Below are 25,727 nucleotides of genomic sequence, written 5' to 3' on the forward strand. Positions count from 1 at the left end.
TTATTTTTCTCCATCTACAGACTGCGTAATCATTATGATTCCTGTATCAAAGGACACGTGAACTGAATTTGACATAAATTCATTCGATGACCACATTTTATACTTATTTTTTGTTAGTGTCAATGGGTACTTGGCATCTATTATTTTAAAGTTCTCAACATCATTAAGCGGCATAAACCCTAAATACTTTGAGTTAGGATACTTTGCAATCTCACTTAAGCCAGGTGTAACATAGCTCACTATGTTTGTATTATCAATAAAAATCGTTTTTTCAACAATACTTTCAAACTTTTCATCAGCCATTAACCACAAATTACTCAACATATGATCAATTCGTGCACCAGTAGCACCAAATATTTTAATAATATCTGGGTCTTTTTCTCGAGCATACATTAAGGCCAATTCTGTGTCTGTTTCATCTTTTTCAGCCTTGACATGAACAATTTTTTGCGCAGCTAAATGATTTTGAATTGTACACATTTCAAAATCATTTAGAGAATCAAAATCACCAACTGCCATGATCATTGGTATATTTTCTTGGTATAGATACCAAGCACCTCTGTCAGCGCCAATCCACATCCCTTGTTCCTGAAATAAATTTTTGGGCCATAATTCTGTTGGCCCACCGGCTAAGATATTAATCTGCATTATTTAATCAAATCTTTCAAAATACCGATTTTTGCAGCAGGATCTACTTTATCGTACACATACGATCCAGCCACAAAAACGTTTGCACCAGCATCGTATGCTGATTTAATTGTCTCATTATTCACGCCACCATCAATTTCAATATCGAAGTCAAAGCCACGTTCTTCACGGAATGTTTGTAGTTGTTCAATTTTTTGCAGTGTTGATGGTAGGAATTTTTGTCCACCAAATCCTGGGTTTACAGTCATAACTAGTACTTGATCAACCATATCTAGTACTGCTTCAATTGCGGATACTGGGGTCCCTGGATTGATAACAACTTCTGCTTTGACGCCTTTGTTCTTAATCATTTGTAAAACACGGTGAATGTGTGGTGTTGCTTCAACATGAACACCAATAATGTCTGCACCAGCATTCGCAAATTCTTCAACAAAACGTTCTGGATTTTGAATCATTAAATGAACGTCTAACACTAAATCAGTTTCCGGACGCAATTGCTTGACCCAATTTGGGCCATAAGATATAGCGGGTACAAAAGTACCATCCATAACATCGATGTGCAAATACTCTGCACCAGCAGCTTCAACAAGCTTGACGTCACGTTCCAAATTTGTGTAATCTGCGCTCAAAATTGATGGTGCAATGATTCCTGACATGATATACCTCTTTTTAATTGTCTGTTTTATATTTTGGTTTTTGCGCTTTAATCAACTCATAAAACGCCTTATAACTATTATACCTTGACTGTGTGATTGTGCCAACCGCTACCGCCTCTTTGATGGCACATCCTGGTTCATTCAGATGTAAACACCCACGGAAACGACAATCCTGCCGCTTTTCAACGAACTCTGGAAAATAATCATCCAATTCTTCAACAGGAAAATCAAACACCTCATACGAAGAAAATCCTGGCGTATCAGCAATCAAAGCCTCATCTACCTCAATCAACGTTACCTGTCGTGTTGTATGTTTTCCTCGACTCAATGCTTTAGAAACTTCACCCGTTTCAAGCCCAAGTTGTGGCGATAAATGATTCAGTAATGTTGATTTCCCAGCTCCCGTTTGCCCCATAAAAACCGAAACATGGTCTTTTAACATCATTTTAAGCGCTTTAAAAGCGCCTTTTGAATCTGAAAAAATAACATCATAACCAATACTTTGATAATAATTAGCGACGTGATTTATTTTTTCGTGTTCAGATTTTTCCAGCAAATCCATTTTAGAAAAATATATCAATGGTTTTACGTTTGCAGCTTCAAGGGCCACCAATTGACGATCTAACAAATTTGGTGCAAAATCAGGTTCCTTGGCAGCTGTCACAATAACAGCAATATCAATATTTGCTATTGGCGGGCGAACTAAAAAGTTTTCCCGTTCATGGATTGCCCAAATAAAACCCTCGTCATTTTCACTCTCAAAATCAACAAAATCGCCAACTAGCGGTTTTTGCTTAGATTTCCGAAATTCACCGCGAGCTCGCGTTCGTTGAATGTCACCACTAGGTAACTGTATATCGTAATAACCGCTGAGCGATCTAATAATTCGTCCTGTTTTCATACCATTAATCATACCAAAAAAAGCCGATAATATCGACTTTTAGACATGCTGTTATTGACTCGAAGAGCTTTCAGATGTGGAACTATTCGATGATGTAGTACTACTAGAATCTTCACTATTTGTTGAACTGCTTGAGGAACTACTGCTAGAATTAGAAGACGATGAACTACTGCTACTTGAACTTGATTGTTCTGGTCCCTGTGAAATCGTAATTAATAAGGTGTTATCTTTTGTAATCTTTGATCCACCACGAATTGATTGACTAATAACATGGTCCTTCTTAACAGAATTAGAGTAAGTCGTATTAAAATTAACAGTGACATCATTTTGTGATGCCCAATTTTGAACATCGCTTTGTGTGCTACTTTTAGTGAAGTCAGGAACAGTAATCTTAACTGGTCCTGTTGAGACAGTGAAAGTTACCTCTGTGGCTGTAGGGTCTACCTTACCATTGGCATTAATAGATTGAGCTATAATTATGCCTGCAGCTACACTATCTGACGCTTGTTGTTCTTTTTGAATTTCGTATCCTTGCGAGCGCAACTGTGCTGCTGTTACATCATAATCTGACCCAACATAATCTCCAAAACGAACTTTTGCCTTACCAGAGGAAATAACCAAGTTGATACTGTCACCTTTTTTTACGTCAGTTCCTTCTTTAGGCGTTGAACGCACAACACTGCCTTTTTTGACAGTTGTCGAAGTTGTTGAAGTCACACTACCAACATTCAATCCAGCTTCTTGTATTTTCTTTTCGGCTTTGGCTCTTGTTAAGTTGGATAAACTCGGCACAGTGATTTGACTAGCCTGAATATGAATAAACGCAAAAATAGCAATGATAGCAACAATAAAAAGAGCTGAAAAAGCCAAAACTTTGAGTAATTTATTTTCACGATACTTGATGCCATTGCCTCGAAGCACACTTCTAACATAATTAGGTGTCCGGTCAACAATTTTTGCGATATTTTTAACAGCGTAACCTTTTTTACCATACTCAATGATTAGATCTTTTACTGATGGTTCTTCAGGAACTTCCTCCGGTAAAACATTAACAGAGGAAACACCATTCTTGAGCTGGTCTTGAATTTGTTCCATCGGAATAATACGCGTTTCGTTTTCAATATCCGCAGTTGGCGCAAATCGTTGTTCATTTGAACGACGTGGCGATAGAACTGTTTTTAAATCTTCAGCCATAACTGAGACATCTAAATAACGATCCTGTGGGTTCTTAGCTGTGGCTTTTAAAATAACATTTTCTAATGCCTGAGGAATTCTTGGATCAAAATCACGTACTGAAGGCATATCAGCAGTTGCATGTTTTAGTGCTACTGCGACCGGCGTATCTCCTTCATAAGGTACTTGCTTAGTTAGCATTTCATATAACATAACACCAAGTGCATAGATATCAGACTTTGCTGATGCCATGCCCCCACGAGTTTGTTCTGGTGATAAATAATGAACTGAACCAATCACGGTATGTGTCTGCGTCAAATCTTGCTCTGACTTAGCAATTGCAATACCGAAATCGGTAATCTTCACTTGATCGTTTCTGTCAATTAAAATATTTTGTGGCTTTAAATCACGATGAATAATACCTGCATTATGTGCAGCCTGCACTGCATTTAATATTTGCATCATAATATCAACAACTTGTTGATACGCAATTGGAAAATGTTCACCAATGTATGATTTAAGATTTGTACCGTCAACATATTCCATGACAATATATTGCGAACCTTGGTACTCACCAACGTCATATACTTGGACAATATTGTCATTAATCAGTTCTGTTACTGATAAGGCCTCACGTTGAAAACGTTTTGCCAAATCTACATCATTTTTCATATCAAGACGCATCATTTTAAACGTTACATCACGATTAAGAAATTCATCGTGCGCCAAATAAACATTGGCCATACCGCCATCGCCAAGCGATTTTATAACACGGTATCGATTGTCAACTAGTGTATCTGGTAACATCTCTAATCCTTTTCATGTGTGACGAGTACCGCCGTCACGTTATCTGGTGCGCCTTTTGCATTTGCTTGCTGAATCATATCAAAAACTTTAATATCAAGTTGTTCTTCATAGCGCATTATTTGCTTAATTGTCTTGTAGTCTAACACTTTTGTAATACCATCAGATGTTAGAAATAAAATATCATCTGCCACAAAATCGTGTTGAGAAATTTCAATATCTGCATGTTCATCAACACCTAAAAATCGCGTCACACTATTAGCGTGTACCATGTTACTAGCATCCGCACTGGCCATAGCTCCTCTACGAACGATTTCATTTTTTAAAATATGGTCATTGGACAGTTGGGTTAATTGATTATTATGCAACAAAAAGGCTTTGGAATCGCCTAAATTAGCAATCACAACTTTTTCATCAAACAATACAGCCAAAACAACAGTCGTTGCCATCTGTGATAGCTCTTGAAAGCGTTGCCCGGCCTTTATAATAGCATCATTTTCAATTTTAGCTTGTTTTTTTAACCACGCAATTGTAGGAACAATTGTCTCCAAATCATTGCTTTCCCAAGCATGTCCGAAGTGCTCAACAGTCATTGCACTCGCAACTTCACCGCCTTCATTCGAAGTAACGCCGTCAGCAACGATAACCATTGTCCTTCCAACTTTATTTATAAAAGAACCTACATAATCTTCATTGTCGTGGCGTTTGGATCCAGGATCCGTACGATAGGCAATTGCCATTAATCATTTTTCCTCAATGTAGCAACGAAAAAGCCATCTGTCTGGTAATCATTTGGATACACATGTAAGGCTTTTTCGCCATGATCTAACTTTAATTTATACGTTGTTTCCGTTGGAATCAATTCGAAATTTGGATGGTCTTTCAAAAACTTTGTTACAACATCGTCATTTTCTTGACGCAAGATTGTACAAGTACTGTAAACCATGATACCATTTTTTGCAAGGTTTTGGCTAACTGAATCCAAAATTTGTGTTTGTAAACGAGCTAAACTTTCGACATCTTCCAAGGTTTTATCATATCTAATTTCAGGCTTTCGACGCAATAAACCAAACCCTGAACATGGTGCATCAACTAGAATTCGATCAAATTTTTTATCAATCTGTTCAGGAACTTTTCTTGCATCTAGGACACGTGCGTGAATTTTATCGGCTACGTGTAATCTTTCAGCATTGTTGTTAATCAACTTGATTTTATGCTCATGAACATCTAAGGCCGTAATCACTGTATCTGGAGCGCTGTATTGTGCAAGCTGCGTGGTTTTTCCACCAGGTGCCGCCGCTGCGTCTAAAATACTTTTAACCTCAGGCGTCAAATGTAAACTTTCTACTGGTAACATTGCGCTCTCATCCTGCAAGGTTAACCAACCATCATGATACGCTTTAGAACTGGCCACATGCCCACCGCTGACCACAAACGCGTGTGCAGCAACGCTAGATACTGTAACAGTGAAGTTTTCTGATTCTAGCGCAGTAACAACATCTTGATCGGTAGCTAGTATCGTATTAACACGAATTGATTGCTTAGGTGCATCATTGATTGTGGCAATGATCTGGCGTGCTCGTTCATCCCCATTTTGCTTAATCAACTCTTCAACCAACCAAACCGGCAAACTGGCTTCAATAGAAAGACGTTGTATATCATCACCAATGTCAGCAACACTACGAAGGCCTTTACGACTAATGTTGTGCAAAATGGCAGTAACAAATTTTCCTGTTCCAACATGCCCTAGTATTTTAGCTACTTCAATTGATTCATTAAAGATGGCATGCTGTGGTATCTTATCTAGGTATTCCATTTGGAAAATAGCTGTATATAGCAGCTCCCGAACCCACGGATCAATTTTTTTGTTACCTACGAAGGGTTCAAGCCAATACTCAAAAGTTAAGCGGTGTTGAATGACACCGTAAACCAAAGTTGTTAATAAACGAGTATCTGCTTCACCAAGCTTGTGTTGCTTGATCACTTGATTTAATTGTAGATTAGAATATGCACCATTTTTTATTTTGGCTAGTGTTTGAACTGCTAAAACACGTGGATTGTCACTGTAAACTCGTTTATCGCTCATTAATTGTTGCCCATTTCTGACCTACTTCAAGATCTTTTCCAGCACCATTTAAATAGGCACTAATCGCCATTTCTGATTTACCTGCCGGCTGTAGTCGGTTGATTTGAACAACCGTACCATTTGCGGAGGCCACTTTTAATTGTTTTTTGCTTTTCTCAACAATGGTACCCGGTTCTTGCGTTGTTAATTCAGACAAGGGTGTCACATCAGTGATTTTCACGCGTTGATCCAAAACCTGCACAAAAGCTGGATGAGTTGGATATAAACCACGTATATGCCAGTCTAGTTCTTGGGCTGTTTCTGTCGCAAAATTAAGATTTTGCATGTCGTGCGGTATATTTGGTGAAAAAGTAACTTCTTCTTCATTTTGTACTACTGGATCAATATCACCGGTAGCGATTTTAGGGAGTGTCTTTAATAGCAAATCACGTCCAGCAATGCTTAACTTGTCAAACATCGTGCCAACATTATCGGTGCTCGTAATTGGAACTTTTATCGTATCAATAACATCACCGGCATCCATTTTTTTGACCATGTACATAATTGAAACACCGGTTTCTTTATCGCCATTCATAATGGCATAATGAACTGGTGCACCACCTCGATATTTTGGTAATAATGAAGCATGCGTGTTAACTGCAGCAATTTTGGCCGCGTCTAATAATTTTGTAGGTAAAAATTGTCCAAATGCTGCGGTCACGATGAAATCAGGATTAATATCAATGACTTGTTGCATCTCAGGAGAACCACTTATTTTTTCTGGTTGTAAAACAGGCACGTCGTGCGCCAGTGCTGCAACTTTAACAGGACTTGGTGTTAAAGTATGCTTGCGTCCCTGTGGGCGATCGGGTTGTGTCACAACAGCTTTCACATCATAATTATTATTTTCAAGAAGCGCTTCTAATATCGGTACTGCAAAACTTGGGGTGCCCATTAATACTACTGAATATGTCATTTTATACCTCTCAAACAGCTGTGTTAGGGTGTTTTATTTTTTATTCGCACGATAACACAAAAATGTCCGAGCAATCTCGGACAGTTATCAGTATTTATTATAACACATCACATAAATGAGACAGGATCACGATCAATGCTTAGTTGCAAATCACCTTTAGCCTTTTGTGCGCGATTTTGTAGTTCCTGTAGCAACGTATCCATTTCATTACGTTTTTTAAACTTCAGAATAATTTGAAAGTAATAGCGCTTGCGCATTTTAGCAATCGGTTTTGGCGAAGGGCCTAAAATAATCACATCTTTCTTAGCATGCGAACGTAGCCAGCGCGCAACTTTCAGCATTTGAATGGCGGCTTGATTTTCATCTAAATGGCTGGCTTGTATCTGAACCGTGTAATAGTACGGTGCGTAATTTCCAGCGTGCCGGACGGCCATCTCTTGTCTGTAAAAGCCTTCATAATCATGATTTTGAGCATAGGTAATTGCATAATGCTGTGGATTGAACGTTTGCACCAACACTTCACCAGGCTTTTTAGCTCGACCAGCACGCCCACTAACTTGAGTCAACAATTGAAATGTACGTTCACTGGCATGGAAATCTGGCAATCCCAAAGAGGTATCTGCATTCAAAACACCAACTAAAGTAACATCAGGAAAGTCGAGACCTTTAGCGATCATCTGAGTACCTAATAAAATATCTGCTTCATGATTACCGAATTTTTGAAGCATCTTATCCATACTGCCCTTTTTGCGTGTCGTATCTTGATCCATACGAAGCACCCGCGCATCAGGAAATAGTTCTTGTAACTCAGCTTCAACCTTTTCTGTACCAGTCCCATAATAACGTATACGTTTAGAACCACATTGCGCGCATACAGTGGGTATTTTTTCTTCATGACCGCAGTAGTGGCACTTCAGTGTATGTGTGTCCATGTGCAGTGTCATAGCTAAATTACAATTTGGATCACATGGAACATAACCACAGTCTCGACACATCACAAAGCTTGAAAACCCTCGGCGATTGAGCATCAACACACTTTGTTCACCTTTCGCCAAACGGTCGGCTAATTTCATACGTAATTCTTCCGAAAAATTGGTCTCTGGGCCTCGTGACAGTGTCTCTTTCATATCAATCACCTTGACGCTTGGTAGTTTTGCACCTCCCGCGCGCTGTGTCAGTGTTAATAGTTCATAAACCCCGCGTTGTGCTCGCGCACGACTTTCCAAAGAAGGTGTCGCTGATCCCAAAATAACCGGTATTTGATAGTATTGACCACGCCAGAGTGCGATATTTCTGGCATCGTACCGCGGATTATCTGACTGTTTATAGGTTGTTTCATGTTCTTCATCAACAATAATTAAACCGATATTTGTCAGTGGGGCAAACACAGCAGAACGTGCACCAACAACAATTTTCACATCACCGCGCTCAATTCTACGCCACTCATCGTAGCGTTCACCATCACTTAATCCCGAATGCAAAACTGCTGTCTGGGCACCAAAACGACCTTTGACCCTTCTAACCATTTGTGGCGTGAGGGCAATCTCAGGCACCAAAAACAGAACCGTCTTTCCCTGCTCAAAAACATGTTGTGCCACCTGTAAGTACACTTCAGTTTTACCTGAGCCAGTAATGCCTTCAAGTAAAAATGGTTGGAACCTTTGTGCATCAAATGTACCAGAAATACGTTCATAGGCCTCTTGTTGCTGCGCATTTAACTCAAGTAACGCTGTTTGTTTAACTTCAGCATGAAATGGATCACGAAGTAGCTCCACCTTTGTTTTCATTAACCATTTTTTAGTTACAGCTTGGTTTAAGGCGGCGTCACTAATATCAATAACTTCCTGAAGATCCTTTTTCACCCATGTTTCAGCCAAATGACCGAGTATGAACTGCAACAATGTTTCTTGTTTCTTTGCTGAAGATCGTAATCCTCTTAACTCATCCTCCAAAAATTCAACATCATCACTGAACTGATAAGCTAATTGTGTCTTTATCTTCGCCTTGTCATGCACTGCCACTTCTACTTCAATTTTATGTTGACGACGTAGCTTAAGCAAAGTTGCCATATCTGACTCAGTAAAGTCACCTGTTTTAAAAGCTATCTCATCAAGTCCTTTAAATAAACGATCACGTACATCATCATCGACTTCGTCAATAATCCTTAAAGTACGCTCGTAATTTGCTTTGAACACATTTGGCAGCATCGTTTGTAAAATTGTAATTCGAAAAGCAAATGTTTCACTGGCTAAGTAATCAGATAGATTTAGTAGTTCTGTATTTAATACCGGTGTTAAATCTAATATTTGCTGAATTGGGCGCACTTGGTCCTCTGGTAAGTCAGTTGAAGCGGTTAAACCAACAACAAATCCCATCACATTTCGGCGACCAAAAGGCACCGTCACACGCATGCCCAACAATAGCGAATTTATCATGTTCTCCGGAACGGCATATGTATAAGGCTGATCAGTTTGCATTGTTGGCACATCAACAATGATTTGTGCGTATTGTTTCGTCATAACTCTATTTTACCAGAGGGATTTATAGGCGTCATTTCATTTCGCAAAACACCATATTTCATGCTATCCCAATACTGACCTTGCCACCATCTCACTTGTCGAATTTGTCCCTCTAATTTTAAGCCCAGTTTCTCGCTTACGCGCATCATGGCCTTATTACCAGACCAAGTGGTTAAACCAATATGTGGTAAACTGTCATATTGCCCAAATAATATTTCCAACCACATACTTAATGCACGGGTTCCTATCCCTTGTTGCCATGCTGCTTGTTGATAAATAACAATTCCTGCCTCAAGCCAAGATTTTAGTTGTCCATCCTCAAAATATGCACTCACACTACCAATAATTTGACCATCGTATAAAATAACCCGCCGATTTATATTATTAACGAATCTTTCAGGGCCAATATTATTGATAAAATCGTCTTTTTTAGGCAGCACATCTTTAAAATATGGTCCGTTCCATTTAGTCCACTCAGCTTGCGGATCACTATAAGCTGTTTCCCAAAATAGTGCTAAATCTTCTGTTTTGAATTGTCGTAATTCTATCATTTTTACCTTTCAAAAAAAACCGGTATAAAACCAGTTTTTTCTCTAAATATGCTTAATATTAAATCCCGTTCTAGTTTGAATAGCATCTAGTGCTTGTAGGTAGCGTGCATAATATCCATAAGGATCATCACTATCACCTTTTGCATCAAGAATTACTAGTTTGTCCGTAAATCCATATTCTTCAATCACTTCTAACAAATGGCGGTGAAAAGCCCAGCGCGAATCATTATCTGAAGTTGTCATATTTCGGAAGCCGTCATCAACATAAGGCGTCACCGGTGGAATAAGAAGAATTAAGTCAATCAACTCCTCACCAATTGTATTATCAAACAATGGCTTCAGCTGCGCATTATCAACATCGTTTAGCCACATATCTGCGTATACTTTGGTCACCATTGCATCAGTATCAAAAATCGTTAGACCATTGTTAGCTGGAGAGTTAATTTCTCTTGAGTTCGCATCATATTGTCCTTGAATTAATCGGATGTAATCTTTAACGACTAACTCTTCATCGCTAACATTCGATTTTTCTTGATACTCACGAGCATACTCTTCTGAAAATGGTGAATTACTTGTTCGAGCCAAACGACGTACTAATGTGGATTTACCTGTTGAAGCTGATCCCATCACCGTGACTTTTTTTGCAAAATGGCGTCGAAAAACACGATTAATGTAATCCCAGTTTCCAATAGGATCTTTTCGAATATCTGTTGCTGATATTTTTAATACAGTGCGATCCATCAAGCTCACTTTGAACTGACCGTTCTTCGGTAATCTTGTTTCTAATTGCTTTTTGTAATCTTTCTCACCTGTATAAAATGTAATCGTTGCATCTTTATTAACAATATTACGCTTAACCGTTTCAACAATTATTCGTGTCCATTCATCCCAACCATCAGGCATCATTGGGATATTGTCTTCATTGATGTAATCAACTTTAATATCTGTTTCGTCACTAAATGCTTCTCTCAAATAGCGAAAACGTTTCTCAACGGATAATCCGATTTGATACCCTCTATCGTTTGTGTAACCAGAAGCAATAACAACGACACCATCATTTAAGGCAGCCGCTTTATAAATTTCTGCTTGGTGTCCTACGTGCATTGGCGCTAACGTACCAAAGAAAACGCCAATTTTGTCACCTTGAAGATCATCTGTGAATAAATTCCCTGCAATTGTTCTCATGACTTTATTAATTATATCCTATTAAAATTTGAACATTGCGCATGTTCATTCTTTTTTGGTTAACTTTCGCCACTGAACAATACCGTATATAGCATTGACAGATAAGGCGAGGTTCATACCCAACATAGCAAACGCACTAGGATCCGCATGTCCCGTCCAAGCACGTCCCCACAAAACAATTTCGACTATATCAAAGAGTAGCCAAGCATACCATGATTCCGCAAACTTCGCGGTTTGCAGAATTTGAGCCCCCATTGATATGGTTGTTGTCAATCCATCCATGTATGGTTGTCTTGACCCAGCCTGATGTAAAATCATACCGACAATCATTAATATAACTAAGAAGATTGGGATAACTAGAAGCCATTGTTTGAAGGTCATATATTTAGTCGCTACCACGTCTTGACTGTCTTTTTCTGATAAATTATCGCGTTTCATAAAACCAAGCCAAGCTGCAATACCAACAAATTGCATGACAACCCAGAATGCACTTAAAGCAACCTCACCAAACAACTGTGACTGAAAGGCCAATGGCATGTACATGACAGAATAAATCAAGCCCCAAAAATAATTTGTTATACGACCCTTGGCGACCAACACAACAGTGATAATGTTCATCATCCCCGTTGCTAATCCAAACCAATCGAGCGTGCTATTGTGAACAACACCCAATGTCCAAACTAGTAATTGAAGTAAAATCAGTACTAAAAATAATACCCCTTCAGCCCATTTCCAACCGAATAACAATTCTTTGAAAATGTTCACAGGGTTAAAGTAGCGCCAAAAGCGATGCCAGACTGGTTCCTCAACCATTATAGATTCTCCCTAATAATTATTTATTTCATTATATCAGTAAATAGCCTAAAAAACCGATTAGTTTAGAGAGACTTCGCCGTCCAAGAACCAACTATTAATCTAATTGTTAAACAATTTCAAATATTTGCCGTAGCCATCTTTTTCTAAATCTTTTTTGGGAATGAACCGTAAGCTGGCTGAATTGATACAATATCTTAAGCCACCACGGTCAGGTAATCCATCATTAAACACATGACCTAAATGAGATGACGCTTTTTTTGAAGTGATTTCTGTTCTTGTCATTCCCAATGAACGATCTGTATTTTCTTGTAAATGCTCGTCGTCATCGATCCCTTTTGTAAATGATGGCCAACCACAGCCGGAATCGTACTTATCCGTTGAACTAAACAATGGTTCACCACTAACAACATCAACGAAAATACCATCCTCCCACCATTGATCATACTTACCAGTGAACGGACGCTCTGTTGCCGCATGTTGGGTCACCTCGTATTCTTCCGGTGTCAAACAGGCACGCAATTCCTCATCGTTATATTTTGTCATAAAATCCTCTTTTTATTTTTTAATTTTACGCTGGATTTAAGATACGTCAACCAATAGAACTTCGCGGCGAAAATAAAAAAATGTCGGCATTTCTGCCAACATTTTAGATGTGTTTTTCAATCCAATGCCACACTTCATCTTTACCATATTTTGTTTCCGATGAGAAAAATTGAAAATCACTGTCTTCATTATCAAAGCCTAATGCTTTTTTAATGACTGACTCAGCTTTATTAAATTTACCACGCGAAATTTTATCTGACTTAGTTGCTACAACTAAAATAGGAATGTTGTAGTAATGCAGCCATTCGTACATTGAGATATCGTCTTCACTAGGCTCATGGCGTGCATCTACTAAACTAATGACACCACGTAGCTGTTTACGACTAGTGATGTATTCTTCAATCATTACACCGAAAGCTTCACGTTGGGCCTTTGACACTTTAGCATATCCATACCCAGGAACATCAACGAAATATAATTTATCTTCAACATCATAAAAGTTTAACGTTTGTGTCTTACCTGGTTGTGAAGATGTGCGAGCAAAATTTTTCCGTTGGATTAGTGTGTTTGTTAAAGAAGATTTACCAACATTTGAACGGCCAACCAAAGCTATTTCAGGTTTTCCGTCTGTTGGATACTGAGACGCTGATACAGCGCTCATCACCATTTCGACATTGTGTACATCCATTTATTCACTCACCTTTTTTAATTGCAGTTCTGGCTGTTCACCCTGTTCAACACTGGCTTTGGTAATAATAACTTTAGAAACATCATCACGACTGGGAATATCGAACATGACATCTTTCATCACATTTTCAATGATTGAGCGTAATCCTCGAGCGCCAGTGTGTCGCTTAATCGCAACGCTAGCCATTGCATCCAATGCATCCGGTTGAAATTCAAGTTCAACATCATCTAGACCCAAAAGAGCAGTGTATTGCTTAATTAAAGCGTTTTTAGGCTCTGTCAAAATTCTTGTTAAGTCAGAAATAGTCAACTCGTCTAACACAGTTACAATGGGCAGACGACCAATAAATTCTGGGATGAGCCCAAATTTGGTCATATCTTCTGGTTGCACATGATGCAAAATATTGTCGTCATTCAAGGCCTCAGCGTTTTCATTTGCATCTGAACCAAAACCAATAACTCGTTCACCCAGTCGTTCCTTAATGATTGTGTCAATTCCAGCAAACGCACCACCAACAATAAACAAAATGTTGGTCGTATTCACTTGAATCAACTCTTGCTGTGGATGCTTACGGCCTCCTTGAGGTGGCACGCTAGCAGTTGTCCCTTCAAGCATTTTCAATAGTGCCTGCTGAACTCCTTCACCAGAAACATCACGTGTGATAGATACATTCTCTGATTTTTTAGCAATTTTGTCAATTTCATCAACGTAAATAATACCACGCTCAGCAGCTGCAACATCAAAATCAGCTGCTTGTAGTAATTTCAAAATAATATTTTCAACGTCTTCACCAACATAACCTGCTTCAGTCAATGTAGTTGCATCAGCAATTGCGAATGGGACGTTCAAAATACGTGCCAAGCTTTGTGCTAAATAAGTTTTACCCGAACCAGTTGGCCCCATCAAAGCAATATTTGATTTTTGTAGCTCAACATCTAATGTGGGCGCCACATTTTCATTAATACGTTTATAGTGATTATATACAGCTACCGCCAGAGTCTTTTTGGCATCCTCTTGCCCAATAACATAATCATTTAACTCATTAACAATCTCGTGTGGTGTTGGCAGTGACAACACTTCTGCTGCACGATCTACAGTTAATTCTTCTTCAATAATGCCTTCAGCCAAAGCGACACACTCATTACAAATGTAAACATCATTTGGCCCGGCAACAATCTTTTTTACTTCACTTGCAGATTTTCCACAAAAACTGCAGTGTATTTCTTCTTCAAAATTTGGTGTATTCGCCATGATTATTATCCTAAACTTTTAGTTACTTCCTCCATTCTACCAGTTTATTACTACGCACGAAATAGTAAATTATGGCAATATGTGTGTCCATAAATTAATTTAAACCAAAATAAAAAAGCCTTTCGGCTTTTTTATTTACTTAAACTGCTTTAGCAGAGTCAGTAACTTTCTTAATAGCTTCGCGCATAGCAATGTCATGCTTCAACATTGATTCAGAGATAGCGGCACGCACTTTATCTTCTTCCATGTTGTATTGTGAAGCCAAATTAGCAACTTCTTCAGAAACTTGTTCTGCTGAAGGATCAATCTTTTCAGCTGCAACAATTGCTTCCAACACCAAACTAGTCTTTACACGAGTTTCGGCACCTTCTGCAAATTGCTTGTGCAAATCATCTTCAGTTTGACCTGAAATTTGGAAGAACATTTCACGTGAGATACCTTGTTGTTGAAGTTGTCCCATATATTGGTCGATTTGACGATGTACATCTTCATCAATCATTTCTGCTGGAATTTCATCGCCATCAACTGAAGCATTATCAACTGCCTTAGAAATAACAGCGTCTTCAAAAGCAGCCTTAGCAGCTTGTGCCTTCTCATCAGCTAACTTCTTAGATGTCTTTTCCTTCAATTCAGCCAATGTTTCAACTTCTTCATCAACATCCTTGGCAAATTCATCGTCTAATTCAGGCAATTCCTTGCGCTTCAATTCGTGAATTGTCACTTCAAACAAGGCTTCCTTGCCTGCCAAATCAGCAGCTTGGTAGTCTTCAGGGAATGTTACGTTAACATTGACATCTTCACCAGCTGTGTGACCAACTAATTGTTCTTCAAATCCAGGAATGAATTGACCTGATCCCAAACCTAGTGAGAAGTCCTTACCTTGTCCGCCATCAAACTTAACGCCATCAACTGAACCGTCAAAATCAATCACAACAGTATCGCCATTTTCGGCCTTAACTGATTCTTCTTGCAAAACTAATTCTGCTTGACCATCTTGCAAACGCTTGATTTCAGCATCTACATCAGCGTCAGTAACTTCTTCGTCTTGTGCTTCAACTTCAAGATTCAAGTATTCACCCAACTTAATAGCAGGAGCAGTCTTGACAACAGCCTTTAAAGTCCAAGCTTCACCCTTATTCATTGAAACGGGTTCGATGTTTGGACGACCAACTGGTGTAATACCAGCTTCATCAATTGCAGCTTCATAAGCAGCAGGCAAAACAATATCCATTGCTTGTTGGTACAAAGCCTCTTCGCCAAACTTTTGGAAGAAGAGTTGCTTAGTTACCTTACCCTTACGGAATCCAGGAATACTAACTTCGTTCTTGTTACGTTGGAAAGCTTGTTCCAAACCTTCTTCAACTTGCGCACGCGCGATTTCAAATTCTAATGTGCCTTGGTTTTTTTCATCCGCAGCTGGTGTCCACTTAGACATGTTATTTCCTCCGAGTTTTCAATACTATATAATTTTAGACTAAATTCAAGAATATCACAACCATTTTATCTATTTTTATCGCTTAAAATACCTGATGCACAATGCCGTCGCTTATATGGCTATCACTATTCACTAAAAATAGCTATTTGCGACAATTATTTTAAATAAATAGCTGTATTTCTCTTACTTGTAGTGAGAAATACAGCTATTTATTTAAAATATATTATTCTGCGCTATTATCGATTAATTCTAAGACTTCGTCTGTATTTAATACGTTACAATATACACCATTCATGATAGTTAATTCAACATTGTGCAACGTCATTGATCCAGCAGCACAACAATCCTCGACACAGATAACTTGGAATCCATCATCAGCCAGGCCTCTTACTGTAGAAGCAACACACTGGTCCGTCACAATTCCTGTTACAACCACTGTTTTCATGCCCATATTACGCAAAAGTTGCAAGTAATTAGTCCCTGTGGTCACACTGTCTGTTGTCTTATTAACAACGATTTCATCTTTGTGTGGTTTTAACTCATCAATCATTTGCGCCGCAAAACTATCAACGTGTAAATTAATTCCATTCCAACCATCTGATTTTTGAACTGCTGAACGGTCTGCACCATCTTCACGCAACGATGCAATACGACCATAGGTCACAGTCATATCACGAGTTCGAAAATGTTGTAACAACTTCACATTGTTTGGAATCACTATTTCATCTAATCGATCATGAAATGGTATCCATCTTTCCCAAACACCAGCCTCTTTAAATTGCTGTGCTTCACCAAAGTCCCTTAAAACAAATTCGTTCTGCATATCAACAATTAGTAGTGCTGTCGTGCTATTATTTATTTTGATTTCTGGAAAAACATCATCCTGATAGTAAAAAGATTTAAATTTTTCTCTTGTTGTAAACATATTGTAATTCCTTTACTATTTTTCCCCAAAATCGAATTGTGGCGTGGCTAATTTGAAAAACTTCGTTTTATACAAAAGTATACCTAGACCAATAATTAGCCATGCTATGCCAGTAAATTTCGATGCCATATCCAAACTGACAAAAATCCACAAGCTGACACCAAAGCCGATTAACGGTGAAATCAGATACTTAATAAATTTCTCAGCAGAAAATGTAAAATCTTTAATAAAAAACTTCCAAATAACTGCGCCATTTAAACACATAAAACCAAATAGTGCGCCAAAGCTAACCAAGTTTCCAACGGTTGTCAAATCTAACGATAATGATAATACTAAGGAAACAACGCCAACCAAAATAATAGCTGTCCAGGGTGTACGATACTTAGGCTTCAATTGTCCTAACGCTTTAGGCAATATGCCATCACGCCCCATAGCAAATAAAATTCGAGAAATAGCAGTTTGACACTCTTGTCCACTGGCCAAACCAAATGAGACAATCATCGTCCATTGAACTAATTGCGTTAACCAAGTGCCACCTACTTTATCAAGTATCGTAATGAAAGCTGTGTCAGGATTCAAAGAAGCATAATTTGGCATGACAAACCCTGCAAAAAGCGCTGTTATAACAAATAACGTGCCTACTAACAGAATGGATAGAATAACCGCTCTACCAACTGAACGTTGCGGATCCGATGTTTCTTCCGCTAATGTTGAGATAGCATCAAATCCCAAATAAGAAACAATAACTAAACTTGTTGAGGATAATACTCCAGAAATATGAAACTCTTTGGGATTATAAAGTGAAATTGTATTAAATTCAATCGAACCGTCAAGTAACAATTTAATGGCACCAACAATGAATGCAACCAATACGAATAACTGTAATCCAAAAAGAATCCAACTTACTTTAGAGACAAAATCAACACCAATCATATTAATAACAGTATTAATAATGACTAAACCAATAATCCAAACATAATTGGGTATATTTGGGAAAAGTGAAGTACCAAAAGAAGCCGAAACCAACATACAAACTGTTGGCAACAAAATGTAATCTAACGTAATTCCCCATCCTGCTATAAATCCAAGCGGTGCACTAGCCCCCTTTTGAACATAAGTGTAAACTGATCCAGCGTAAGGAAACTTTCCGGACATAGTAGCGTAACTAAAGCCTGTAAAAAGCATGGCTACCATACCAATCAAATATGCAAGTCCTACCATCCCATGAGCAGGAGCCAGAAAAGATCCGTAATAAGCCATGGGCGCCACAGGAATCATAAATATGATGCCATAAATAACTAAATCTTTGGTTGTTAATGTACGCTTTAACGAATTATTTTTTTGTTCCATATACTCAATTCTCCATGCTTTTAGTAATTAGTTATGGTAAATAAGCGATAACCCTTGTTGGAAACCCTGGAGATTTCTCAAACTTAGGTGTCATAACAGAAATAATTGCGCCGGTAGCGGGCACCTCGTCTAAATGAGTCAACATTTCAACCTGATAGTGTCCTGACTGCAAAGCCAATGCCTCAGCCGCAAATCCTCCTTTCGGTTGATTCACAGCAGTGTCCGTATCGTAAGTTTCATGACCATTAGCAACTGCATGTCGCGTTTCATAAATATATTCTATTGCTTCAACTGACCATCCTGGATAGTGATTTTGTCCCTCATCATCTGGATTTTCCATTAATTTTTGATTGGGCCATCGTTTAGACCAATCTGTCCGCAAAGCAACAAATGAACCTTCCGGTATATTGCCATTTTCATTTTCCCATTCTTTAATATCATCAACTGTTAATGAATAATCTGGGTTTTCCTGAGCAATTTTTGATTTATCTATAACAACTAGCGGTGCTATCAAATCTTTTAAGGGAATATCAGACACCCATTCCCCACTTTCGGCTCCAAAATGAATTGGTGGATCAATGTGCGTAGCATATTGGCCGACAAAATTGTACTCTTTAACAAAGAAACCATCATCATCACTGGTAAAAATTGTTTTTGCGGAAGCTGCGTTAAAAGCTGGAAAATGAGGGGAATTTTCGCCAAACTCATGTGATAAATCTACCCATTTTTTCTTTTTTAGTTCCGTGAGAAATTCTTGAATTAACATAAGCAGCCATTCTCCTTATTATATTTAGCAAAGTATATTAATTAGTATTTTAATATATTTCTCATCAAAAATACATAACAATGTTAGTTTAATTAACATTGTTATGTATTTTTTTAATATATAATATACTTTTTTAATGGCGTTAAATGAATTAGCTTATTCACACATACATTAAATAACGATATTTTTAACGGTCATTTTTCACACGAAAAGGTTGTCCGACACGTAAAACCTTTTTCAATGAAAGACCGATTAAAGCAACTGCAGCAATAATTAATAGCGTCATACTCATTTCTCCTTTGCTTGATTGCTTATTATTCTAATCTTTCAATATTAAATTTAAATCAATTAAACGAAAATAAAAAACAGCCGAAGCTGTTTAATCCAAATTAGTAATTTCTGCAATTGCTTGTGCATAAATCGAAATTGAGCGATACAAATCATCAAGTAGAGCAAATTCATTAACTTGATGCATCGTATCTGGTGAATCAGGGAATAATGCGCCATAAGCGACACCACGTTTCATTAGGCGACCGTATGTTCCACCACCAATGACTTGATCGTGTGCTGGTAGGCCTGTTTGATCATGATAAACACGAAGAAGCGTCTCTACAATTGGGTCACTTGGTGCAACATAATGAGGCACTTGAGCATGTCCGCCGATAGTGGGCGTTACATCCCAACCATTTAATTTCGAAGAAAGTCCGGCAACAATTTCGTCAGGTGTGATGCCCTTTGGATAACGGAAATTAAAATTAATAAAGGTCTCACCATTATCAACAAATTTCTGAATACCGACATTCATGGACAGTGGCCCCATCACATCATCAGTATAATTAACACCAAACTTTTCGCCGACAGTGTCATCATGAGCTGGTGTTCCTAAATAAGTCAAAAATGATTTGGCTGTGCCACCAAAATCAAAATCTTGAAGGAAATTTGCTAAATAAGTTCCAGCATTCTCTCCTGTTTCAGGCATAGCCCCATGAACTTGCTTACCATTTAGAACAAATTTGATGATTTCACCATCTGTTTCAGTTGATCCAGAAATTTTCGGATTTTCTACCAAAAACTCTTGGAACTCTGTCACAATTTTTTCTGCATGAGATGATTTAACAGTTGCACGAGCAATACCAGGTACCATATTAGTTCGTAATCCGGACTCAAAATCAACTAGCTTAACAGTACCACCGTTCGTGGCCTCGCCCTTGATGATTACTTGAACATTACCCTTTTCACCATTAATAATTGGATATTCGGCATCAGGTGAGAAACCGAATACTGGTTCTGGCTCAACTTCAAAGTAACGAGTCATCCCCGTCCAATCATTTTCTTCATCAGTTCCAAAAATCAGACGAACCCGACGCTTCAATGGCACATTCAAATCAGACAAAATTTTGAAAGCATAGTAGGCTGACATTCCTGGCCCCTTATCGTCTGAAGCACCACGGGCGATAATCTTATCATCCGTTACAACAGGTTCAAATGGTTCGGTATCCCAACCCTCGCCTGCAGGCATCACATCAACATGAGACAAAATAGCGACATATTCATCAGCATCTTTGGGACCAATTTCAATATATCCCACAATGTTATCAATATTTTTGGTGGTAAAACCATCTCGCTCAGCGATAGCTAACATTTTAACTAATGCAGCTGTTGGTCCGGGACCTAATGGTGCATCAGGTGTCGCTTGTGAATCATCACGCACAGATTCAACAGCTAGTAAAGCTTTCAAATCTTCAATGTAGGCTGCTTTGCGTTTCTCGGTTTCTTGTTTCCAATCGACTGTCATATTTTTTTAACCTTTCTAGTAACTCATAGAGTTATTATACCCTGTTATGGCATTTTTTTCTAATATTCATGTCAGGAACACGGATTAAATAATCAAGTTATCCATATAATCAGTCGGGATATAACCACTATTTTTTAATAATCATGGCTAACTTTCTACGCAATGCACGATCCGCAGCACAAATATATAAACCTTGTCGGCCACGCTTTAATAGCACATTTAGCGCGTTCAGCATAATAGCTTCTTTCTCTTGCTCACTAAATGAATGACCCTTTGTTTGTCGAAAAGCGGCGTTATCCTCATATTTTTCGGTATGAACCACGATTTTATTCTTTTCTTCATCAAATGTGATACTAGGCCCAATGATTACACCAGCATAGTTCAAATCAAAACCTTGAATCGTATACACTGATCCTACTTCATTAATTGTTTCTGGCCTCAATGCCCATGGTGTTATACCTGTATCTAACTGATCCCAAGGTAATTTGAAATCATCAACCGTCACATACCAGGTACCGCGATTAACGGTATACGGATAGTCAGTTGTTGCTAACAAGCGTGACATTCCTACCCGCTTATTTTGTTGTTGAATCATTCTGTAGAGATCATTAGCATTGGAAAAAATCTGAAAATCGAATCCGTCAACGAGGCCTAATGTTGAAATTTCTTTATTTTGCGTTAGATTGTCAATCCATTGAACAATATGCTCGTTATTACCTAGCATACGATACTGATTACTTAATTGATAACGCGTTGGTGCATACTGTGAAACGATTTGTTCCAACCTTTGATTAGTCCACATACTTTTGAATTTTAAGACTTGATGGCTATCAAAAACTAAAATGATGACTTGGGCACGTTTGATAATCTCAACCAGTTGGTTGGTTTGATTAAATTTATTGTAGCGATCAGGTTCAGTTAATAGTAAATGTGCTTCATCGATTAATACGATATCTGCACGGCGTTGTTCTTTATCCATTTGATGAATAAAAGTTGTGGGTTTTAGGAACTGTTTCTTTTTTAATTCTTCAGTTTTTCCTGCTAAATCACGATATATTTTCCAAATTTCAGCATGATTGACCAGTAAGTAGTTATTGGTTTTATAAAGTGCTGATGACTCATCGTTTAAAACAGCATGTTGAAGTTGTTTAAATATTTCAAACAGTACAACACTTTTTCCAGAACCAGCGCCGCCTTCAATAATAAATACTTTCTTTTTTTCTTGCTTCAAACCCTGATTTGCAAAGTCAACCACATTTTGAATCAAATGCGCTTGTTCAGTTGACAATTTTTCCTCATCAGAGAGAATAAAACTATTTTTTTCCATAAACATATTGTACACTATTTACATAATGAGTCGCATAAGAAGTCACGCTAGATGAGCACTCCTATCACCTTCTTTGTGCATTAAACAAAACTATCGTGTAGAATAATGTTAAGGATTAAACTATGAAAACATTAACTGAAGATATTTTATACCGAGTTATTAAAAAAAGAGCTAAGGACTCACACAAAGGAACCTATGGCCGTGTTTTAATCATTGGCGGCACGGCACAATTTGGTGGTGCAGTGATTATGAATGCATTGGCTGCAGTTAATTCTGGTGCCGGACTAGTAACCGTAGCCACAGATCCATCAAACTTTACCGCTTTACATAGTCACCTGCCAGAAGCAATGGTTGTTGATTTCAATGAGGATCTGACCGAATATATTAAAAAGTCAGACGTTGTTTTAATCGGATCAGGTTTAGGCGATCGTATTGATTTAGTACAACATACCTTCTATGCTATTTTGCCACGTCAAATACTCATCGTTGACGGTTCTGCCTTAACTCTAGTTGCTGAACATAAACTAAAGTGGCCAAAATCGCGACTCGTTTTAACACCACATCAGATGGAGTGGCAACGCCTAAGTGGTGTGACAATCAATGAACAAGCCTTTGAAGCGTTTAATATGCTAGCGCAACAAAGAATGAATGTTGAACCGATTTTAGTTTTAAAACAACATCATACTCAAATTTATACCAATGACTGCGCTTTTGAAATACCTGTTGGTGGACCTTATCAGGCCACAGGGGGCATGGGTGACACACTCGCCGGAATGATTGCTGGATTTACGGCACAGTTTATGTTATCATTTTCCGAAGCAATTTTAGCGGCGGTCTATGCCCACTCTGCTATCGCTGACGAACTAGCTGAAACCCGCTACATCACATTACCCACAGAAATTAGTGCCTCAATACCTGAATTTATGCATCGATACGCTCGGTAATAAATGAAAACTAACAGTATGTTAAAATAATTATATAACTCTCAGGGGGACGAAAATTTGAAATTTATCTCATGGAATATTGATTCCATCAATGCTGCAGTTGAACACAAAAGTGTCCGTGGTGAAATGACTTGGAGCACATTAAACGAAATTGCGACCATACGCCCTGACGTTTTTGCCATTCAAGAAACAAAATTAAAATCAACGGGCTTAACTAAAAAACAAGCAACAGCCATTGCAGAACTTTTCCCAGAATATCATTTGTATGTAAATTCTAGTACTGCGCGCTCCGGATACTCTGGCACGATGGTACTTTCAAAAGTGGAACCCACTCAGGTGGAATATCCTACCATTGGTGCGCCGGGTCCAATGGATTTAGAGGGACGCATTATTACCTTAGAATTTCCAACTTTTTTCCTATCAACTGTTTATACACCTAATTCAGGAAGCTCGTTGATACGTCTACCTGAACGTGGTGAGTGGGATGATAAATATCGTGAATATATCAAAAGTCTAGACGCTACCAAACCAGTAATTTTTAGTGGTGATATGAACGTCGCACACCAAGAAATTGATTTGAAAAACCCAAAAACAAATCGACATTCTGCTGGCTTTACTGACCAAGAACGTGAAAAATTTTCAGCACTTTTGAATGCTGGGTTTACAGACACTTTTCGATCATTGCATCCAGACACACCAAGTGTTTATACTTGGTGGGCACAAATCAGTAAAACAAGTAAGATCAATAATTCTGGTTGGCGAATTGATTACTATTTGGTTAGTAATCGAATCGCTGAAAATGTCACAGAGTCCTGCGTAATAGATACCGGTGCACGTCAGGACCACGCACCGATTCTTCTCGAAATTAATGTATAAAATAAAAAGCCATGCATAAATTGCAGGGCTTTTTATTTATTTTTAACATATGGCTTAAGTACTTCTGCTCCAAAATGATTAGATTCATAAATTAAGATATTGGCAGCAGCTACTGCATCATCAAGCGCGTTGTGATGATGATCCAACGTAATCCCTAAATTACCAGCAACAGTGTTTAACTTATGATTTTCGAAATTTGGAAATAACTTGCGGCTGGTTTGAACTGTATCCAACAACAAATAATGCGGTTCATCAATATCGTAATATTGCAATGTTCCTTTCAAGATACTATTATCAAATGATGCGTTGTGAGCCACCACTAATTTATTTTCTGTGAAAAAAGGTGAAATTGTTTGCCAAACTTCGGGAAACTTTGGCGCGTCAGCTACATCTTGTCGATGAAGACCATGGATAGCTGTGTTATACGAGCTAAACGTTGTTTCCGGCTTGATTAATGAATAAAATTTATCAACTACTTGATTATCACGCACAACCGCTAAGGCAATAGAAACTGCCGAATGCTTTTCACGGTTTGCTGTTTCAAAATCCATTGCTACAAAATTCATAATTATAACTCCAAGATCATTCTTTGTAACTCTGTATCACGCCCATTTGGTAACGTAAAGTGCTCTTTTTCACCAACACTTAAGAACCCGTATTTCTGATAAATATGCACGGCGATGTCATTATCAATTTGTACATCTAGCCATACCTTTGATAGCCCATTAAATTTGGCCCAATCCAGAAGTGCTCGCATTAAATCCTGACCAAGACCAGCACCGTGAAATTGTTTCAAAATAGCTACACCGATTTCTTCATTTTCGATAGATCCTATTCCAACTGGTAATGATTGTTCACCTTGTTCAGCAATAAGCAGCAAAGTAATCGCCGGTGCGCTGTTTTTTACAGGTATTTCATCCCCATCACGCATACTTGCAATCAAAAATGTATCTGTTTCCACCATTAAATCTTGAATTAATTGTTGCCATTCAGCAGCTCTAGCTAAGCTGGCTTCTTCTAAGCTGAACGCAATCGGCTGGCTCATATCGAATGTCATAGTTTTTCCTCAATTTCAATAACTGAACCAACACCTGCGATACTTATTGTTCGTTCGTTATCATCCTCACCTCGAGTAAATGTGATGTCCAATCGATTATTTGGTAACAAATCATTCATATATTGCGGCCACTCAATAAGCGTTACACCATCCGTACCGATAAAATCCTCGAATCCTTGATTAGCAGCACCTGTCATTTCCAATCGATAAGCATCAAAATGATAAATGGGAAAATCACGCGCCATATAAGTATTCATAATATTAAATGTCGGGCTCTTAACCCTTGACTTCACACCTAAAGCGCGTGAAAATCCCTGGGTAAAGGTTGTTTTTCCCGCTCCTAAATCACCATTCAGCGTGATCACTAAACCAGGATAAACAAATGATGCTATTCTACTAGCTAAACTTTGTGTTTGCTCGAAATTGTTTGTTAAAAATTCTTTCATTGTTTTATTATAGCACGAGAGAAATAGTAT

Annotated in this window: 25 protein-coding genes; 2 read left to right on the forward strand and 23 right to left on the reverse strand. The window is 38.2% G+C overall.

Features of this window, described 5'->3' with window-relative positions:
* The 20 genes from JNUCC76_RS08040 to JNUCC76_RS08135 all read right to left on the reverse strand — a co-directional run bounded on the left by JNUCC76_RS08040 (position 1) and on the right by JNUCC76_RS08135 (position 22,380).
* Complete coding sequence (locus JNUCC76_RS08040) at positions 1-648, reverse strand: thiamine diphosphokinase (RefSeq protein WP_454153910.1); 648 nt, start codon at positions 646-648, stop codon at positions 1-3.
* Positions 648-1,304, reverse strand: coding sequence for a ribulose-phosphate 3-epimerase (gene rpe / locus JNUCC76_RS08045; protein ID WP_454153911.1), 657 nt, complete (start codon positions 1,302-1,304; stop codon positions 648-650). Before rpe ends, JNUCC76_RS08040 begins: the two co-directional genes overlap by 1 nt.
* Positions 1,305-1,317: 13 nt before the next feature.
* Positions 1,318-2,205, reverse strand: coding sequence for a ribosome small subunit-dependent GTPase A (gene rsgA / locus JNUCC76_RS08050; protein ID WP_454153912.1), 888 nt, complete (start codon positions 2,203-2,205; stop codon positions 1,318-1,320).
* 51 nt (positions 2,206-2,256) lie between these two features.
* Positions 2,257-4,185 carry a Stk1 family PASTA domain-containing Ser/Thr kinase gene (gene pknB / locus JNUCC76_RS08055; RefSeq protein WP_454153913.1) on the reverse strand — a complete coding sequence of 643 codons (1,929 nt, stop codon included), beginning with the start codon at positions 4,183-4,185 and terminating at the stop codon, positions 2,257-2,259.
* 2 nt (positions 4,186-4,187) lie between these two features.
* Entirely contained in the window at positions 4,188-4,922 is a 735-nt protein-coding gene (locus JNUCC76_RS08060; protein ID WP_454153914.1) for a protein phosphatase 2C domain-containing protein, read from the reverse strand.
* Positions 4,922-6,268: a 16S rRNA (cytosine(967)-C(5))-methyltransferase RsmB gene (gene rsmB / locus JNUCC76_RS08065; RefSeq protein WP_454153915.1), complete on the reverse strand. Its 1,347-nt coding sequence runs from the start codon at positions 6,266-6,268 to the stop codon at positions 4,922-4,924. The genes JNUCC76_RS08060 and rsmB overlap by 1 nt, the downstream gene beginning before the upstream one ends.
* Entirely contained in the window at positions 6,258-7,223 is a 966-nt protein-coding gene (gene fmt / locus JNUCC76_RS08070) for a methionyl-tRNA formyltransferase (protein ID WP_454153916.1), read from the reverse strand. The genes rsmB and fmt overlap by 11 nt, the downstream gene beginning before the upstream one ends.
* 107 nt (positions 7,224-7,330) lie before the next feature.
* Positions 7,331-9,742: a primosomal protein N' gene (priA, locus tag JNUCC76_RS08075; RefSeq protein WP_454153917.1), complete on the reverse strand. Its 2,412-nt coding sequence runs from the start codon at positions 9,740-9,742 to the stop codon at positions 7,331-7,333.
* On the reverse strand, positions 9,739-10,293 hold the full coding sequence (locus JNUCC76_RS08080; protein WP_454153918.1) for a GNAT family N-acetyltransferase: 555 nt from the start codon (positions 10,291-10,293) through the stop codon (positions 9,739-9,741). The genes priA and JNUCC76_RS08080 overlap by 4 nt, the downstream gene beginning before the upstream one ends.
* 42 nt (positions 10,294-10,335) lie before the next feature.
* Positions 10,336-11,478 carry a nicotinamide-nucleotide adenylyltransferase gene (locus JNUCC76_RS08085; RefSeq protein ID WP_454153919.1) on the reverse strand — a complete coding sequence of 381 codons (1,143 nt, stop codon included), beginning with the start codon at positions 11,476-11,478 and terminating at the stop codon, positions 10,336-10,338.
* A gap of 45 nt (positions 11,479-11,523) precedes the next feature.
* Positions 11,524-12,291, reverse strand: coding sequence for a nicotinamide riboside transporter PnuC (gene pnuC, locus JNUCC76_RS08090; RefSeq protein ID WP_454153920.1), 768 nt, complete (start codon positions 12,289-12,291; stop codon positions 11,524-11,526).
* A gap of 102 nt (positions 12,292-12,393) precedes the next feature.
* Positions 12,394-12,837: a peptide-methionine (R)-S-oxide reductase MsrB gene (gene msrB, locus JNUCC76_RS08095; RefSeq protein WP_454153921.1), complete on the reverse strand. Its 444-nt coding sequence runs from the start codon at positions 12,835-12,837 to the stop codon at positions 12,394-12,396.
* A gap of 103 nt (positions 12,838-12,940) precedes the next feature.
* A complete protein-coding gene (gene yihA, locus JNUCC76_RS08100; protein WP_072613985.1) occupies positions 12,941-13,525 on the reverse strand; it encodes a ribosome biogenesis GTP-binding protein YihA/YsxC in 585 nt (194 codons plus the stop codon).
* The gene (clpX, locus tag JNUCC76_RS08105; RefSeq protein WP_454153922.1) at positions 13,526-14,776 is read right to left on the reverse strand and encodes an ATP-dependent Clp protease ATP-binding subunit ClpX; all 1,251 of its coding nucleotides are present in this window, start codon (positions 14,774-14,776) and stop codon (positions 13,526-13,528) included.
* A gap of 139 nt (positions 14,777-14,915) precedes the next feature.
* A complete protein-coding gene (tig, locus tag JNUCC76_RS08110; protein WP_454153923.1) occupies positions 14,916-16,211 on the reverse strand; it encodes a trigger factor in 1,296 nt (431 codons plus the stop codon).
* 223 nt (positions 16,212-16,434) lie between these two features.
* A complete protein-coding gene (locus JNUCC76_RS08115; RefSeq protein ID WP_454153924.1) occupies positions 16,435-17,136 on the reverse strand; it encodes a cysteine hydrolase family protein in 702 nt (233 codons plus the stop codon).
* A gap of 15 nt (positions 17,137-17,151) precedes the next feature.
* The gene (locus tag JNUCC76_RS08120; RefSeq protein WP_454153925.1) at positions 17,152-18,486 is read right to left on the reverse strand and encodes an APC family permease; all 1,335 of its coding nucleotides are present in this window, start codon (positions 18,484-18,486) and stop codon (positions 17,152-17,154) included.
* 31 nt (positions 18,487-18,517) lie between these two features.
* A complete protein-coding gene (locus JNUCC76_RS08125; protein ID WP_454153926.1) occupies positions 18,518-19,252 on the reverse strand; it encodes a cyclase family protein in 735 nt (244 codons plus the stop codon).
* Between the two features lie 379 nt (positions 19,253-19,631).
* Positions 19,632-21,047 carry a dipeptidase PepV gene (gene pepV / locus JNUCC76_RS08130; protein WP_454153927.1) on the reverse strand — a complete coding sequence of 472 codons (1,416 nt, stop codon included), beginning with the start codon at positions 21,045-21,047 and terminating at the stop codon, positions 19,632-19,634.
* A gap of 127 nt (positions 21,048-21,174) precedes the next feature.
* Entirely contained in the window at positions 21,175-22,380 is a 1,206-nt protein-coding gene (locus JNUCC76_RS08135) for a DUF2075 domain-containing protein (RefSeq protein WP_454153928.1), read from the reverse strand.
* Positions 22,381-22,496: 116 nt separating this feature from the next.
* On the opposite strand from JNUCC76_RS08135, the gene JNUCC76_RS08140 reads away from it, so the two are divergent.
* Positions 22,497-23,318, forward strand: a complete 822-nt coding sequence (locus JNUCC76_RS08140) for an NAD(P)H-hydrate dehydratase (RefSeq protein ID WP_050892063.1) — start codon at positions 22,497-22,499, stop codon at positions 23,316-23,318.
* Positions 23,319-23,375: 57 nt separating this feature from the next.
* Positions 23,376-24,194, forward strand: coding sequence for an exodeoxyribonuclease III (locus JNUCC76_RS08145; protein ID WP_454153929.1), 819 nt, complete (start codon positions 23,376-23,378; stop codon positions 24,192-24,194).
* A 32-nt stretch (positions 24,195-24,226) separates the two neighbouring features.
* Here the strand turns inward: JNUCC76_RS08145 and JNUCC76_RS08150 are convergent, their stop codons facing one another.
* From JNUCC76_RS08150 to tsaE, 3 genes are read right to left on the reverse strand one after another with little or no spacing between them, the layout of a single operon-like run.
* A complete protein-coding gene (locus tag JNUCC76_RS08150; protein ID WP_454153930.1) occupies positions 24,227-24,760 on the reverse strand; it encodes a 3'-5' exonuclease in 534 nt (177 codons plus the stop codon).
* Positions 24,761-24,762: 2 nt separating this feature from the next.
* On the reverse strand, positions 24,763-25,251 hold the full coding sequence (locus JNUCC76_RS08155) for a GNAT family N-acetyltransferase (RefSeq protein WP_454153931.1): 489 nt from the start codon (positions 25,249-25,251) through the stop codon (positions 24,763-24,765).
* Positions 25,248-25,697 (reverse strand): tRNA (adenosine(37)-N6)-threonylcarbamoyltransferase complex ATPase subunit type 1 TsaE, encoded by a 450-nt coding sequence (gene tsaE / locus JNUCC76_RS08160; protein ID WP_011680199.1) that lies wholly within the window; start codon positions 25,695-25,697, stop codon positions 25,248-25,250. Before tsaE ends, JNUCC76_RS08155 begins: the two co-directional genes overlap by 4 nt.
* Positions 25,698-25,727: the final 30 nt, after the last annotated feature.

The organism is Leuconostoc sp. JNUCC 76, from assembly GCF_053667755.1.